Annotated in this window: 14 protein-coding genes, 1 tRNA gene and 4 pseudogenes; 13 read left to right on the top strand and 6 right to left on the bottom strand. The window is 47.1% G+C overall.

Annotated features, from left to right (window positions below; translation table 11 throughout):
• Window positions 1-73: 73 nt before the first annotated feature.
• Window positions 74-1384 (top strand): transposase, encoded by a 1311-nt coding sequence (locus MCON_RS02725; protein WP_013718220.1) that lies wholly within the window; start codon window positions 74-76, stop codon window positions 1382-1384.
• Between the two features lie 211 nt (window positions 1385-1595).
• Here the strand turns inward: MCON_RS02725 and MCON_RS02730 are convergent.
• Window positions 1596-2632, bottom strand: a pseudogene (locus MCON_RS02730) (IS3 family transposase); the annotation flags it as partial.
• Window positions 2633-2697: 65 nt separating this feature from the next.
• Here MCON_RS02730 and MCON_RS15485 point away from each other — a divergent pair.
• Window positions 2698-2814, top strand: a pseudogene (locus tag MCON_RS15485) (universal stress protein); the annotation flags it as partial.
• A 295-nt stretch (window positions 2815-3109) separates the two neighbouring features.
• On the opposite strand, the pseudogene MCON_RS02745 reads toward MCON_RS15485, so the two are convergent.
• Window positions 3110-4246: pseudogene (locus MCON_RS02745) on the bottom strand (IS256 family transposase).
• 312 nt (window positions 4247-4558) lie between these two features.
• On the opposite strand from MCON_RS02745, the gene MCON_RS02750 reads away from it, so the two are divergent.
• From MCON_RS02750 to MCON_RS02790, 9 genes are all read left to right on the top strand, one after another.
• Window positions 4559-4990, top strand: coding sequence for a UPF0158 family protein (locus MCON_RS02750; RefSeq protein ID WP_013718522.1), 432 nt, complete (start codon window positions 4559-4561; stop codon window positions 4988-4990).
• Between the two features lie 130 nt (window positions 4991-5120).
• Window positions 5121-5666, top strand: a complete 546-nt coding sequence (locus MCON_RS02755; protein WP_013718523.1) for a 30S ribosomal protein S13 — start codon at window positions 5121-5123, stop codon at window positions 5664-5666.
• A gap of 21 nt (window positions 5667-5687) precedes the next feature.
• On the top strand, window positions 5688-6224 hold the full coding sequence (locus MCON_RS02760) for a 30S ribosomal protein S4 (RefSeq protein WP_013718524.1): 537 nt from the start codon (window positions 5688-5690) through the stop codon (window positions 6222-6224).
• Window positions 6225-6614 (top strand): 30S ribosomal protein S11, encoded by a 390-nt coding sequence (locus MCON_RS02765; RefSeq protein ID WP_013718525.1) that lies wholly within the window; start codon window positions 6225-6227, stop codon window positions 6612-6614.
• A gap of 3 nt (window positions 6615-6617) precedes the next feature.
• On the top strand, window positions 6618-7412 hold the full coding sequence (locus MCON_RS02770; protein ID WP_013718526.1) for a DNA-directed RNA polymerase subunit D: 795 nt from the start codon (window positions 6618-6620) through the stop codon (window positions 7410-7412).
• Window positions 7413-7457: 45 nt separating this feature from the next.
• Window positions 7458-7542: transfer RNA gene (locus MCON_RS02775), tRNA-Leu, on the top strand.
• A 194-nt stretch (window positions 7543-7736) separates the two neighbouring features.
• On the top strand, window positions 7737-8321 hold the full coding sequence (locus MCON_RS02780) for a hypothetical protein (RefSeq protein WP_013718527.1): 585 nt from the start codon (window positions 7737-7739) through the stop codon (window positions 8319-8321).
• Between the two features lie 462 nt (window positions 8322-8783).
• Window positions 8784-9092, top strand: coding sequence for a sigma factor-like helix-turn-helix DNA-binding protein (locus MCON_RS02785; RefSeq protein WP_013718528.1), 309 nt, complete (start codon window positions 8784-8786; stop codon window positions 9090-9092).
• 68 nt (window positions 9093-9160) lie between these two features.
• Window positions 9161-9913, top strand: coding sequence for an IS21 family transposase (locus MCON_RS02790; protein WP_013718529.1), 753 nt, complete (start codon window positions 9161-9163; stop codon window positions 9911-9913).
• Window positions 9914-9915: 2 nt separating this feature from the next.
• On the opposite strand, the gene MCON_RS02795 is transcribed toward MCON_RS02790, so the two are convergent.
• From MCON_RS02795 to MCON_RS15955, 3 genes are all read right to left on the bottom strand, one after another.
• Window positions 9916-10833, bottom strand: coding sequence for an IS481 family transposase (locus MCON_RS02795; protein WP_013718530.1), 918 nt, complete (start codon window positions 10831-10833; stop codon window positions 9916-9918).
• 159 nt (window positions 10834-10992) lie between these two features.
• A complete protein-coding gene (locus MCON_RS15950) occupies window positions 10993-11373 on the bottom strand; it encodes a hypothetical protein (protein WP_048131737.1) in 381 nt (126 codons plus the stop codon).
• Between the two features lie 36 nt (window positions 11374-11409).
• A complete protein-coding gene (locus MCON_RS15955; RefSeq protein ID WP_013718532.1) occupies window positions 11410-12465 on the bottom strand; it encodes a hypothetical protein in 1056 nt (351 codons plus the stop codon).
• Between the two features lie 322 nt (window positions 12466-12787).
• Here MCON_RS15955 and MCON_RS02810 point away from each other — a divergent pair.
• A pseudogene (locus MCON_RS02810) lies at window positions 12788-13917 on the top strand (RNA-guided endonuclease InsQ/TnpB family protein).
• A 79-nt stretch (window positions 13918-13996) separates the two neighbouring features.
• Here the strand turns inward: MCON_RS02810 and MCON_RS02815 are convergent.
• Window positions 13997-15016, bottom strand: a complete 1020-nt coding sequence (locus MCON_RS02815; protein ID WP_013718533.1) for an ABC transporter substrate-binding protein — start codon at window positions 15014-15016, stop codon at window positions 13997-13999.
• 583 nt (window positions 15017-15599) lie between these two features.
• Here MCON_RS02815 and MCON_RS02820 point away from each other — a divergent pair.
• Window positions 15600-16226 carry a precorrin-8X methylmutase gene (locus tag MCON_RS02820; RefSeq protein WP_013718534.1) on the top strand — a complete coding sequence of 209 codons (627 nt, stop codon included), beginning with the start codon at window positions 15600-15602 and terminating at the stop codon, window positions 16224-16226.
• Window positions 16227-16271 lie beyond the last annotated feature (45 nt).

Raw genomic sequence — 16271 nt, forward strand, 5'->3', positions numbered from 1 at the left:
GTGATGTAGGCAGGGCACATTCTATCACAAGTTATTAATATTATGATAATCATGTACCCTGTGTGACCCTACAATGACTGAGATGCAATTAAGCTTGATAAATTTTCCGTATCGTGAAATGCTTTCAAATATCTTCCAGGATTACTCAAACGACTTTGAATTTACTGCGAGCGGTATTTTTCGGAAAATAGTGCCGCCATTATGTCCCGAATGTGGCCATCCAATGAGCCATAATGGTTTTAACACCTGCCAGAAGAGACATCTCGGAGGGGCAAACGTCGGGAAATATTTATGTGGCGCTTGCGGGAAGTCAACCGAAGAAGATCGAGACTTCTGGATCAAGCTAAAGACAGACTTCTTCGGGATTGTCACGGAAATCTGCACACGTCTGAGGCTTAATCACGTATCTTATGAAGTGATAGAATCGATAATGGGCTATCTGTATCCTCGGGATAAAGATACCATCCGGAACATGGTCCAGTGCGCGATTGAGGAGACAGATGTCCCTTCGGTCAAAAATATCCAGTTCGTGCATTATGACGAGCAACATCCCAAGGCAGGACGAAACCAAAAGTATCGTTTGACACTCCTTGATTCGGTAACAAGGCAAGTAATCGCGGATGAGCTTTTCGATTCAAAAGATGCCGATACTATCGAAGGTTTCCTTCGAAGAAATCTCGACACTCAAAAGCAGATATTTATTGTCACAGACCTTTACAGAGGATACAGCAATGTTTTTAAAAGAGTATTCGGCAACAAGGTAATCCATCAATTCTGTTTGCTCCACTTGAATAAGCTCATAGTCAATGATTTTCCTCGAAAAACAAGCATCGAACAGGAATTGCTTAAATACAAAATGCTTAACATATTTTTTAACCGTGAACTTGAGATTGAATTCCTTTCCACCTTGATCGAAGAAGAGAAAATGATGAGACAGAGAAGCAACAAGGAATACAAATCATGGATTGCAGAAGCCAAGCACCTATTTTATGATTTTGTTCGACGTCTGGAATTGAGACGTAGAAGAGAAAGCAAAAACCTTGAGCAAAGAACTTATCATGAAGCTTTAAATAATTTTAAATTTTTAAAGATGCAATCCGACTCGTTTATGATATCCGTTAGAAAGAGGCTGGATAAAATCGAAGAGCTTTGGCCAAACCTTACAGCATTTTACTTTACCGATAATGCCCCGGCTACAAACAATCCCATAGAAAATTACTATTCAACAAGTCTCAAGACTCATAGAAAAAAACAATTAGAGGAACCAGGAATCAAAGAGCAGATAAAGCTCTCTGCGCTAAAGAGAGCAGGAGTCTTTGGAAGGCCTCAAAAGTCTCTACTCAATGCATTCTTTATGTTCATTCCTTTTCTAGATACGGGTTAAAAGATTCGGCATCGCCTAACCAGATTCTAAAACAATAGCGTTAGCTTAGTAATTTTTTTTAAAATACAAAATTATTTTATAAATTATTCTGATAAATTTGCTTTAATCAAACCAAATGGGCCGATTTGTGTAACCACATTAGCAATAATATCATAAATGAGACAATCTATCGCTGGTAAAAAACAAATTTCACTTGATTTCTAGATAGTGCCAGTGTTTTTATAAAACTCTCAGCAAAAGCATTGTCATAAGGATTTCCTTTTCTCGACATGCTGATCTGGATGTCATGCGCCTTAAGACAGTCTACATAATCCTTGGACGCATACTGAACGCCTTGATCAGAATGATGAATAAGACCCTCAAGGGATTCCTTGGAACGGTTCTTCAATGCCTTTGCCAGAGCACTCATGGCCAGATCGCTTCTTATGCTCCTGCTCAGCTCCCACCCGATGCACTTTCTGCTGTAGAGATCCAGGATAACCGCGAGAAAGATATGCTCGTGCTGCAGCTGGACATAAGTGATATCAGAAGCCCATGCCTGGTTCAGTCCCGTGATTTCCCTGCCTTTTAGAAGGTTAGGATAGACCGGCAGACCATGAGTGGAATCGGTTGTTACCGGCTTGAACTTCTTCTTATAGCAAAGCAACTTCTCCTGGCGCATGAGCCTCAGCACGCGCTTATGGTTGACCGCATAGCCGCGATTTTGAAGTTCTGCTGTAATTCTCCTGTACCCGTAATAAGGAAACTCCAAAGCTATCTCTTGAATCTGGTTAACCAGATCCGAAGATTCGCTATTCTCCGCAGTGAACTTTTCGGACCGCTTCAACCACTCGTAGTAACCGCTGCGACTCACATCCAGCGCCAAGCAGGAGGGAGATATTGGCAACAGAAGGCCATCTGATTGAGCTTCCTGAATGATCATATGTCGTCCCTCAACATCGGCTTTCGTCTCTCCTCGCGGACCTTCTTCTGGGTCATGGCGAAGGCTTTTTTTAAAAGGTCAATTTCAGCATGAGCCTGGCCCAGAAGTCTCTCCAATTCTGCAATCTTCGCCTGATCTTTGTACTTGTTTCCGTTACCCATGAATGCTTTTTCGGGATTTTCAGCCAGCTCTGCCTTCCATCGGCAAGGAAGACTCGGATGGATGCCATATTCGCGGGCGATCTGAGCAAGTGGCTTGCCTGCCTCAAGTTCGGCTAATACTGATATCTTGAAGTCCCGGTCGTAACGCCGCCTGGTCTTCTTCATGCACTTCCCTCCATGAGTCGGCATTGCTTAACTTTTTGTCCACTCGGAGGGGTTCACTCCATATCATCGTCATCGGTGCCATAGGTCGAACGGGACTGAACAAATTCCTTTTGGGAAGCGTGGCAGAGAAGGTGGTTCGCCACTCCAAGATTCCTGTCTTGGTCGTGCCCTTGATTGACTGAAAAGTATATAACTACCCTTCTTCCAAAATAAGAATTGATATGCGCCAATTTGTTGTTCAATTACATCAGCTCCAGAATCATTGCCGCAGATATGAAGATTAGTATCCGCACTGTAAATCGTGTTTGGGGATACTGGATGAAAAACAAAGAGCCATTGGCACCCAAGAAGATGGATAAAAATGGAGAATTTGAAAGTGCTTTCGGCCAATTCCTGGCGGAAAACGAGATTAAGCATATCCTGGGGTAGTGTCCCGAAATTGCTGTAATTTAGCCGCCCTGTATCCTACTATCATTACTATACGTCCATCGTTAAATACTTTTTACCTGTGACCCACTCTTCATTTATATTTATCATGATGCATCCTGCCAATCTCATCAGGGATTGATCACTCGGGAATGCTCCTACAGGTCTGCTTCTGCGCTTCAATTCCTTATTGATGCGCTCAATGATGTTTGTGGTTCGTATCCTCTTCCAATGGGCCTTCGGATACGCCTTATAATTCCATAGATCGAATCTGAACCTGTCGATTGTCTCTGCAGCAGGATCGTACCCTCTATCTCTCAGCTCCTTCGCCAGTTCTTGCATCTTTATCTCGTCATCAGATGCTTCTTTTAGCTTATCGGCGATCTCTTGTTTGTCCTTGTTGGGAATGCTCTCCAGGACCGCTCTTGAATGGTGAAAACGGCAATGTTTCGACTTTGTCGAAACTCTCGCTGACTTCAGTCAGCGATATCTGCCAGGAGGCTCCCACAAAAGACAATTCCACTGCTTTTTGAATGCCCTTGTGTGCATCTGATATCACCAACTCGACGCCCTCTAATCCCCTATCCTTGAGGCTTCTGAATAGTGTCACCAATAGCCACTGTCCTCTGATTCCGCTATGCTGGCGCCCAAGATCTCTCTGAGACCATCCTCGCGAACCCCCACTACAACCAGCAAAGCCCTGTTCTTGTATTGGGCACCGCATCTCACCTTGAAGTAGGTAGCGTCAACCAGCAGATAGCGAATCTTGACTTCAATTGGGCGCTTGAGGAACTCCTCCACTTTTTCGTCGAGAATCTTGCATAAACGAGAGACCTCAGACGCAGATAACCTGTTCAAACCGAAGTTTTTGACCAATTCCTCCATTTTTCGGGTTGAAACGCCCTGGATATATGATTCTGCAATCGTCATTAGCAGAGCTTGTTCTACACGACAGTATCTTTCAAATACGCTTGATTCAAATGGGAATTCTCTGAACTGAGGCTTATTAAGGGTTAATTCGCCAACGCGGGTCTTGAGGGTTCTCGATCTGGTGCCGTTTCTGTGTGCCTTTCTCTGAGGGCTGCGCTCGTAGGGAAGCGCACCGCTCTGCAGATATGCCTCAAACAGCATTACCGCGTTCAGGAACTCGGTTATGACCTGCTTCAGTCCGCTATTCGGATCTTTCACCTACGGGGAAAGAGTCCCGATCTCAATCGGGACATCGACAAGATAATTTATTACTGGCTCTAATGGTTGCATGGCCTTGTGTCCTCCTTGATTTCGTGAGACAACTCAAGTATGGATACAGGGCCTATTATAATTCTTGCAAATGATCAAAAATGCTGCTACTACCAAAGCAGCATCCAATACATCGCCAGGATTATTACTACTATTTTACATCACAATCGGGACACTACCGTCATAATATTAGCCCAAGGCTTTTATCGTAGTATAATGGTAAGATACGGTGCATGTAAATTCAAAGGATCAGAGATAAACATGACCACATTTGAAGAGATTCACCACGCCTTCTTCTATGTGAGCTCTGACGATTACGGGATGAATAGAGCGTTTCTGTGCCTGGATAATGGCGAGATAATCTATCGATCCGAATGGGACGATCCAAAAGAGGAAGATGAGGACGAGTTTGACTGCGATCATTTTATAGAGATCCCACATAAAAACGACCTTGACCTGGGACAGACGCTTGTGATTGAATTTGCAGAGGTGCATCTGCAAGACGATCTGGATCTCGTCCAGAGGATTTTTAGCCGTCGTGGAGCCTACCGGCGGTTCAAGGAGCTCCTGGATGAGAGAGGCCTTCTGCAGACCTGGTATGATTACGAAGACATTCGGGAGAAAGAGGCGCTCGGAGAGTGGGTCCAGGATAACGAGATCGAGCTGGAATCCCAAACGGCCAAATCCTCATAAGTCTTTTATACGAGAAGCATAACTTCACTTTGGCTCATTGGATTAATTCGCCCCACAACGTGTTGAGCGGGCGGCGTCGGGCTGTGACCCGGGGCTGATCCAGAGGAATAAAGTTCCCTGGAGGACTAACTTGGCAAAACCAACTGCAGGAAAAGAGAAGCCTAAGAAGGCAGAAGAGAAGCCTAAGAAGGGCTCTGATGAAGAGCTCAGGCATATAGTTCGCATTTTGAATACCGATCTGGCCGGAAAGAGACAGGTCCACATGGCCCTGACAGGCATCAAGGGCGTGGGCCGCAGATGCGCCAAGATCTTCACCGAGAGAGCGGGAGTGGATCCCAATGCCACCCTCGGACTGCTTCCTGATGCAGAGATCGATAAGCTGAAGAAGGTCGTGGAAGAGGACGCCATCAATATACTGCCCGTTTGGATGGTCAACCGGCGAGGCGATATCGAGACCGGCAAAGATATTCACATCATGGGCATGGACCTGAATATGACCCTCCGCGAAGACCTCGATCTCATGAAGAAGATGAGGAGCTATAAAGGGCTCAGGCATGAACGGGGTCTGAGGGTTAGGGGCCAGAAGACCAGGTCAACCGGACGCACGGGCGCAATCGTAGGCGTCAGCAGAAAGAGGGAAGGAGCACCAGCCGCGGGATCGGCTGCCAAGGAATAGGAAAGGAGAAGGTGGTAAGAGATGGGATATCCAGGCAAGAGTCGAAAGATGTATGCCAGGCCACGTACTCCCTGGCAGGCGGAGAGGATCGCGGGAGAGGTGGAGGTAGTCAAGGCTTATGGACTGCGAAACAAGAGAGAGCTGTGGAAGGCTCAGGCCGTTTTAAAGAAGTACAGGCAGGCCAGCAGAAAGCTCTTGGCAGCGGTATCTTTGGGTGAGGAGCCTCCCCAGGCACAGGCCATCCTCAACCGCCTCAAGAAGCTGGGAATGCTCAAAGAGGAGGGTGATCTGGATTCCATCTTATCCATGAAGGTCAACGACGTTCTGGAGAGAAGGCTGCAGACCCAGGTCTACCGGCAAGGGCTGGCCAACTCCCTGAAGCAGGCCAGACAGTTCATCGTCCACGGCCATATACAGGTCTCCGGGAGGAGAGTGGATGTTCCTGGTTATCTCGTGCCCAGGGGCGAGGAGATGAGCATTGACTATTACATGGGCTCTCCCATGGCCAGCGAGGGTCATCCGGAGAGAGCATCCAGAACACCCAGGGTGGAAGGATAAATGGCAGAAGGAAAGTGGGGCATTGCCCATATATTCTCGTCCTTTAACAACACGATCATCACCATCACCGACCAGACCGGAGCAGAGACTCTGGCCAAGATCTCGGGCGGAATGGTGGTCAAGGCAGCCAGGGACGAGAGTTCTCCCTACACAGCCATGCAGATGGCCATGCAGGTCGCTGACGCTGTGAAGGACAAGGGAATCGTAGGAGTTCACGTCAAGGTACGTGCTCCTGGCGGGAATCAGCAGAGGTCTCCAGGACCGGGCGCACAGGCGGCCATCAGGGCTCTGGCGCGGGCGGGCCTCCGGATCGGCAGGATAGAAGATGCGACCCCCATACCTCACGATGGGACCAAGCCCAGAGGAGGAAAGAGGGGTCGAAGGGTGTAAAGCTTGAATTTCGAGTTGCTTGAGCTGAGGGAGGACCGCATCCGGTACCTCCTCAGCGGCGTTAGCGCCGCTTTCGCCAATGGCATTCGCCGGGCCTGCATGAGCGAGGTTCCGATACTGGCCATAGATGAGATCAACCTCTATGACAATACCTCGGTTCTATTTGACGAGCAGATAGGATTGAGGATAGGGGAAGTCCCGCTGGTGGCAGACGAGCTGGACCTCTTCTCCCAGCCTGAGGATTGCCAGTGCGGCGGGACGGGATGTCCCGGATGCCGGGTGGATTTCATGCTCTCCAAGGAGGGGCCTGGGATGGTTTACTCTGAGGACATTCAGTTCACCGATCCCGGAGTCCGTCCGGCCTTCGATAAGATCCCACTGGTGATTTTGGGTGAGGGAGAGAAGCTGGTGATGGAGGGCTATGCCACCAAGAGAGTGGGCAAAGAGCACTCCAAGTGGCAGGCAGGAACTCTGTGCGGCTACAAGAATCTGCCCAGCATCACTGTGAGCGAGGCATGCGATGGGTGCGGAAAGTGCGTTGAGGCCTGTCCTCGTGATATCCTGGTGATAGAGGAGGGCAGAGCGAAAGCTACAAATATACTGGAATGCTCCTTGTGCAAGCTCTGCGTTGGTGCCTGTGAGGCCGCAGCCATTGATCTTAAGCCCATCCATGATTCCTTTGTGGTTTCCATCGAGGGCAGCGGATCTGTTGCCGCCAAGGATCTGGTGGCAAGAGCAGTGGATGAGATCAAGATGAGAGCTCTTGACCTCGATTCAAAGCTGGCAGAGCTATCTTAGAGCTGGGATCGGCTAAGCGAGCCGATCTGTTACCCATATTTGTGAGCGGGGGTTTCCAAGCCGGGTCAAAGGAGCAGGGTTGAGGGCCCTGTCGCGCAGGCGTTCGCGGGTTCGAATCCCGTCCCCCGCACTAATTTCTCTTTCTTGATATCGCTTCTTGGATTTCTCCTAGATTTGTCTCCAAGCCTGTTGTAATCTTTTTCAGATAAACACTTTTCCAGGGTAAGGGGAGAACCATGTCCTCTATTTATGGCTATAGCTCAATGTAGATCGTAGGGCCACCTCAACAGGTTTATTCTTCTACTAAAGCCCTTAATTGATAACATGACAGAATGGCCTCTGACTCCTGAAGAACTTGAAAAAATGATCGACGATGATTTTATAGAAAGAGCCAAAGGTATGGGTCCTATGGGTTGGGAAGGATATGCCAAATACTTAAAATATGCAGCAGATGTTATATTGGAGAGATATAAACCCGCAATCAAAGAATTAAGTTCTCAAGAGGGCGGAAGAATGGATGTGCCCGAAGAGGAATGGTTTGAACGTGACGTACATTTAATATATACTTATTATTTATTAATGGGTTTGTCTATCGAAAATCTAGTTAAAGGTATTATAATGATCAGACACCCAGAATATTTAAGGAACAACACTGAATTAATTAAAGAGCGCATGGGTACACATAATACAATTTGGTTATTAAATAGTAACAATATTTATGGATTTACCGATTATGAGAATATTTTGGATGCACTCTCAAAGTGCGTCATATGGATGAGCAAATATCCTGTATCATTAAAGCGAAAGAATTTTGATTGGGGATGTGACTGGGTTGATCCAGAAGCAGTAGATAAATTATATAAAAACCTTCATGAGAGATTGGACGAAGAGAAAGAGAGGCTTACTTAAAATGACTCCAATCTATATAAAATAACTCTAATCGAGATCTTCAGTTTTCATTTTTCGGGCCTTTGCAAGGGGGCCTCATTCTCGGATAGGCCCCTTTTTTGGCCGTCAGCCGGGACTACTTGCCGCCCCTACTATACTACCAGGGCTTTGGCCTCAGAGCTAGTGGCTTCTTCTAGTCAATTTGGTCAAAAGGACTTTGGGCTTCAATTACTCTTTTGATTGATTCAGCTATGAGGAGCCTATTGGTTAAAGGATCTAGGTCAACACGGAGAAGTGTGCCGAATTTTCTGTAAAATCTCAGCGGCCCCGTATCCTGATTCTACCTGGGCGGCATAAGAGTGTTTTCGCCGACTCAATTTTGACCCCTCTATTTAAGGAAACGCCAATTCGTTTTTGACCCCCCCAAGAAGGAAAGCCTTCCCTCTCCAAGTATTCTGAGAGGTGGGCGGTAAGGTGAAAACGATGGCAGATGTACGTAGAATCGTAGACCTGTACGAACTCCATAAGTCCTACAAAAAAGTAGCCAGCGAACTGAACATATCCCGGAACACTGTGAAAAAGTATCTTCATCAGGTCAAAGATGTGCAAGAAGGATTGGCGGAGGAGATCATTCCCAAAAACCGAAAGATCGTTCAGCCCTCTCGCGTTCTCACAGATCTTGTCCGGCAGAAGATCCACCAGTATCTTGAGTCAAACTTAGGACGCCCAAAAAACAACGACTCACGGCCAAAAGAATCTGGGAGCTTCTCATCCAGGATGGTCACAAAATAGGTTATACCAGCGTCAAAGACGAAGTCGTTCGCTAGAAACGCACTAATGGACCCCGAGAGGTGTTTATCTTGCAGGAGCCGCGTGTTGGTCAGCGTGCTGAATTCGACTGGGGCGAAGTCACGCTCAACATCGCCGAAGTATGGCAGAAATTCTACCTTGCGGTTTTTGTTTTACCCTTTTCACTTTATCGATTTGCTCGCCTCTACCACAGATCAGCCCGTCTGGAAGTGATCCAGGCCCATATCGAATTCTTCCGCGAAATCGGCTCAGTTCCCGATGCAATATTCTATGACAGAATGGCTGCAGCATACGATTCTCGAAAGCAGCAGTTCAATGATAAATTTCTGGAATTTTCTATGCATTTCGGTTTTCAGCCCTGTGTTTGCAATCCAGCTTCACCTAACGAGAAAGGGACAGACGAAGAAAGTGTAGGCTATGTTCGGCGTGCCACCTTTGGCGAAATGAGTTCGTTTGCATCCATAAATGAGGCTACGGAATGGCTAAAAATGCGCCTTGTCGAGATAAATGGCCATCCTGTCTATCGTCGATCCAATGTGCCGGTCCAGGGACTTGATCAAGAGCGAGCCTTGATGCATCCATTGCCAACACTTGAATTTGAAAACTACGAACTGAAACGTGCAACTATTTCGCGGTATTCATTGGTAAAATTTGACGGGAACTTCTACTCAATTCCGGATACATACCGCCCTAGATATATTACACTGAAGATATTAATGGATAGAATCGAGTTTCTTGATTGTGTAGTCCTGAAATTATTTCGCGTCCGACCTAGTTTTATAGTGTTTAAATTATTCATATAATTTCACAACCCAAACAGTCTATGGCCAATTGCGAAATAAGCTTCCAATGGCATTTTTCGCCTGAAAGCCCTTTCTGGAGTCTCCAAGCTTTGGAAATTCAAGCTTCCATGAGGTCTATCGTTATACCAAGTGATAAACTCTTCGAATGAATGAAACGCAGGCCTGTGCTTGACGTATTCTCCGAAAAACCGTTCCAGCTTTCCGTTTGTCTGAGGATGCTTCGCTCTGGCTAATATAGGCTTGATGCCATATTTTTTGAGGTGATCTTTGAATTCGCTGTTCCAGCTTCCGTCGTCATGGATTCTGTGGGCTCCAAACTCGCTGCCATGATCGAGTATCAGCTCCCTCAAGGGACAGAGCCACCAGAATTTGTCCACTAATTGGTCGATTATCAGCATGCTGTTCTCTGTATTGATCTCGGTGAACTCCCCTCCGGCCAGCACCATCCTGGATGCATCATCCAGAATTACGCAAACCTTGACATCAGTCCCATCCCATTCATGCCAGTCAATATGCCCCGCTGACATGCTGTGCTTTCGTTCATAACGAACCCACTTCCGGCGCTTCTGTTTCTTTAGATCTTCCTGGGCCAGGCCTGCTGCCTTCAGGTACATGTGTATGCGATTATGTGATATGCAGATCTTAAATTGTTTCCGGATCACAGTCTCCAGCATGCGCGCTCCAAAGCGGTAGCGAGCATGGGCTGCTCTGATGGCCTCTGTCTCTTTCTCAGTGAAGGGTTTGCGGGGGCGACCAACTTTTTCGCCTAATACAGGTTCTTGCCCGGTCTCCTTGTATTCTTTAATGATCTGTTGGACTCTCCTTTGTGAGACCTTGACGTCCCGCGCAATCTCTTTTGTGGCTACCCCCTTGCGGTTTTGACGAAGGATATAACGAACCTTCGTCTTGTTCAATTTCATATCTTGGACTATGCGTCCAAGCTTAGATGATAGGCGAAATAATTTCGGGACTCTACACCCATAGTTTACCATAGTAAAACATATGAGCGCTTCGAATAAAGGGACGCTTCAACCTTTATCGGCATCTATAGGTGCTAAGATCGCCCCCGCTGAAGCAGCTCAGATCCGGGAGCTGATCGAGGCGGGGTTGTGCCTTGGCGAGTCCGATCTTGTCAGAGACGCCATCGGCCCAGACTGTTTGAAATCAAGGTCATCAAATGCAGGGACGTCGATTTTCAGATGGCTAAGAAAGAGATTTTGGGCTACTACAAGAGCAGAGGGGAAGCATGTCCAGATGAGGCGGCAAGTGATCTTGAGCTGGACTGTCATGAGATAGGCGATGCTCTTCATGCCTCGAAGATCTATGCCGAAGCCAGAAAGATAGATGGCCCGCAGGTGATTGTGAAGACAGGCAGGCACAAAGCTCAGAGCATTACTATGGTTGAGAATGCCAAAGCGATAATCATAATGAAGATGGGGACTTCCCGCTCCGCCCTTCACAATCCCACAAGTAAAAAAAAGTTTTGGAATTCTATCTCATTGATCATCTCCCCAACACACTTTGGCCACATATTGACCCGCATTATTCCCGGGATCTTTGTCATTAACGCCGAGCCAGAGCTCTCCCCCCTCGGGAGCAGTGAAAGTGGCATTGCTGCCAATGAAAATCGGCAAGCCTTCGGCGCCGATTCTTGCAATTAGCGACTCATGTCCCCAATCTGAACGGTAGGAGTAATCAGTCAGCCAATAGTCGACTTCATATGTTCCATCCGGTCCACAGGATATGCTTCCACTATTCGGCTGTACTGTACCAGTGGCAACAATGGAAATATTTTGCCCAGAGAGTATGCTGATGCCTGTATTGAACCATGACTCACCTGCCCATGCCGTGGGTGGCACTTTAAACTCGGTGCAGCCATTTGAATCTGATTCCTCAACTATTGCCGGGATCGGATCGGCTAAAAAACCATCCTCGAAGAAGGTAGTGTATCCCTCTTCTTTCATCTGATCGGTCCATTCATTCTTAGGCATTCCATTAAAGGGACTTGTTTCTCCCTCGCCATACAGATCATCTAAGGGAGATAAGGTGTCACGCATGGTGGCATGAGCCCATGCATCGAAGACATATTCCTTCCCATCATTATCGCGGATAAGGACTGCACCATGATCACTGTTAACGTTCAATGGATTATACGTATCCATTTCTCCTCCAATCTGACCGATACTCTGAGAATCGATACCCATCCCCGCAAAAATATCCTGCAAATTGAAGGTGTGAACCGAACATGTGAAGGCTGTTCTCTCATCAGCAAATAATTTATCGCTTATCCTTCCCCATACATCGTTACTGACCCCTGCATTGGATGCGCTGAGCTTTTTCAGATACTCGACAAATCCCGCTTTAGCTTTCTCTAAATTGCTCGCTGAAGCGAGAGAGGGATTATTCTTCACGATCTGCTCACCAAACTGACGGAGGACTTTTGCATCATCTGATTCCTGGTCTGATGCTGCTGGTTCGGCAATAACAATGAAAAAAAGCGCCAATACTATAGCCATCGGCAGCAGACGGTAGACTATTTTTTTCTTCAGCATGATCACTATCTCCTGGATTGGAAGCATTTAATCTTAGCCCTTTGCGTGTTTGTTCAATGATAATCCCACAGTGGACTGCTCCCTCCGTAAGGGAAAGAACGACCTGAACCTACCCGTCAACCGGGTCCGATGTTCCATAGCCGGAAGCAGCCTTACGAGCATGATTGGTTCTCCTGACTGGAATAGATAAACAATGTTCTCAGGAATGCTCTACAGTGCTGGGGCGCAGGGGTAGAGAGGGCTCCGGTCTTTAGGCCGGAGATGAATCGTACCCCGCCCTACGCTATGAACCTTAATATACTATAACAGCGTAGAACTGTACATGCTTAAGGCTTGCAAGTTCAGGCTTTATCCCACAAGGTCTCAGATAACCAAGATGGAGCGAACGCTGGACTTGTGCCGATGGACATACAACCAGACTCTAGCATACAGAAAGAACGCCTGGGAGAATGAAGGCAAATCAGTTTCCAAATATGAAACGAACGCTCTTCTTCCTGGTTGGAAAGAGGATAAACCCGAACTGAGAGACGTATATGCTCAGACCCTTCAGAATGTTCAGGAGCGGGTAGATCTAGCCTTTAAAGCCTTTTTCAGAAGGGTTAAGGCGGGAGAAGAACCCGGATATCCCAGATTCCGAGGGAAGGGTTGGTACGATTCATTTACTTATCCACAACCTGAGAAGGGCGGCAATCTTGTTAACGGCATGGTACGTCTTCCCAAGATAGGCGATATCAAGATCAAGCTCCATCGCCAGATAGAAGGCAAGATCAAACGGCTGACCGTCAGAAGGACAGCCACAGGCAAATGGTTTGCATGCTTCTCCGTCGAAACTGAAGATGTTCCTCTCCCCCCTGGAAAGATGGGGCTGTAGTAGGTATTGATGTCGGCCTTGAGAGCTTCGCCACCTTTTCCAATGGTGAGACGATAGCTAATCCTCGATTCTTCCGAGAAGAAGAACACGAGTTAGCTAGAGCCCAAAGGAAACTCTCTAAGGCTCCTAAAGGAACTCCAGATCGCAAGAAAGCTCTTAAGGTTGTTGAGCGAGTCCATGAGCGGATAGCTAACAAGCGATATGAGTTTGCCCATCGGGTTAGTCATAACTTGGTAGATAGATTTGGTCTAATATCTTTTGAAGATCTTAACATCAAAGGCATGGTTCATAATCATTGCCTGGCTAAAAGCATCTCAGACGTAGCTTGGAACATGCTAGTGACTTTAACCTCTTACAAGGCTGCAAGTGCCGGTTCGGTGGTGGTCCTGGTAGATCCAAGGAATACGTCTAAGATGTGTTCCAGGTGTGGTACTCTCATTGAAAAGTCGCTGTCCGATAGAGTCCATAACTGCACTCAGTGCGGGCTGTCGATGGACCGGGATTGGAACGCAGCGATAAATATTCTCAGATTGGGATTGCAATCTGTCGGCACAGGAAGCCCTGGAAGCCCTGCTCTTTAGGGCGGGGAGCAGTCACCAAAAGGAGCTTTTGAATCGCCTGGAACCATGCGAAATTAATCATAAAAATATTAAAAAAAAATCAGATTGATGAGCCCGTGGGATATGTGTAAACGCCATCAAGTTGGCTCAGACCATAGAACTTCTCTGCAAGCTCCTGGTGGACTTCCTCTGGATCCACATCCTGAAACAGCTCTGGATAGAACAGCTTGGCCATGTAAATCTGGCAGATAACAGAGCGCACGCCGTATCTGAGCTCTCCGGAGACCAGATAAACCCTACCATCCTTGACGGCCTTCACGTCAGCAAGCTCAGGGCGGGCGATGATCTCGTCTCTCAGCGTCTTCAGCTCATTTCCTGTGAATGCCTTGTCGCTGGACCTTTGCTGGATTATCACATCCGGATCAACCTCTACCACCCACTCCGGGCTGACGGTGGGATATGAATGAGTGCTGTTTCCCAGATCTTTTGCAATGTTGTCTCCGCCTGCCAGTCGGATCAATGTATCTGAGGGGTTGCCGTTAGAAACAGTGTAATACGGCTTTCCAGCCCATTCAAAGAAGACCTTGGGCCTGTCCTCAGGTTTTACGCTTGCGATGCGTTCTTGAATCATATCCTGATAGCCTGCGATAAAATCGGTGATCTCCTGGGCGCGCTCTTCCTTCCCCATCAATGCTCCCAGCTTTTCCATAACCTCATTATCTTTGGCCGGATCTACAAGGGACTCGAGCATCACAGGGATTCCTGCATTCTCAAGCTCTTTTGAATCATCATCCGACAGCATGGTATCTGCGATCACCAGGTCCGGATGGAGCGATATTATCCGCTCCAGATCTGGCGAATAGGAGCTCTTCCCGGCAATAGGCACCTCTTCTAAGCCCGGCGGGAAATGAGAATAAGAATCCCTTCCTACCAGGCTCTTTTCTCCATCCAGAGCATAAAGGTACTCTGCAACACCTGTCCCCAGCGATACAACCTTTTGCACCGGCACATTCACGCTTACAGAGCGTCCGGTGGAGTCAACAACTGTTATGCTCTCAGCACTACCCGCCATGATGAATAGGCTGAGGCATATCATTATCAAGACGATTTTCTTGAGCAAATGCTTATCCTCCTTGTTAAGATTAATTTGCTCTAGATCAATTTAACTTGTATATAAACATATGCTGATTAATTTAGAGTACTTTTATAAAAATTAGATGTTGCTACCTTAAATATATGGGCTAAAGCCATCCTGTCGTTGCGAGGGCAATTTTGAGAGTGGATTCATCATCCTCCGCGCTTCTCACATGGGAAAATCGATCTGACTCTCTGATACAGCTTCAATTTTCATTAGGATAGGCAGCTTTCTATTAAATCGGATTTTCTATCGAATTTGCGCCTTCTCGATACCTAAATTTCATTGCTCCATGGCGTCTGTTCTGCTTGTCGCCCAGCGAAAGCTTATTAAATCAAGTTAATAAGACTTAAATCAAATTAAGTTTATAGGCTTCGACATTCAGACTTGATGTTTCTGAATTAGGAGCGGATACGCAATCTGGGAGAAATGGAATCGAGATCAAGAGATAGGGCAACGGATTCCTATTGTATGCATAGGCTGTGATCCATTGTATTGGCTGCCCTGAAAAATTTGTATCTTGAGATCGAAGGATGGATGGAAGAGAAGATGTCGAAGGTGCTTGGTAATGGATGAGAAATATACCGATATTGGAGCCACTACTCCTGAGGCAATGGATATAAGCAGAAGGAGCAGAAAGATCATCTCGGAGATAGTGGGAGACAGAACGCCAGAGGACAGAATCAGACAGAGATGCGCAATAGCCACTGGCGACCCCAGTGTGGCCGAGATCATGAGGTTCGTGAAGGATCCCATAAGTGCAGGGCTAAGGGCCCTTGATGAAAAGGCCAGGATATTTGTGGATATCAATATGGTAAAGGATGGAGTGGTCAAGAAAGGCCATCAATGCTCCATCACAGCCATGATTGGAAAGGGCGATGATCTGGCCGAAAAAGATGGAATTACCAGGACTTCGGCAGGCGTTCTGGCATTTCAAAGCGAGTTATCTGGAGGCATCGTGATGATAGGCAATGCGCCATCAGCACTTCTGACTCTCTGCGACCTCATAGCCTCTGGGATTGTCAAGCCGGCCCTGGTCATCGGCACGCCAGTCGGCTTTGTGAACGCAGCAGCAAGCAAAGAACGTCTCAGGAGTCTGGACGTGCCGTCCATATCGATCGTGGGCACGCGCGGGGGAACGCCTATTGCAGTAGCAGCCATGAATGAGATGATCAATATGTATGATAGATCCTGAGAATTGCGATCCTTTACCTCCTTTTTCCTTTCAAAAAATCGATCG

This window comes from Methanothrix soehngenii GP6 (assembly GCF_000204415.1).
GTDB classification, from domain to species: Archaea; Halobacteriota; Methanosarcinia; order Methanotrichales; family Methanotrichaceae; genus Methanothrix; species Methanothrix soehngenii.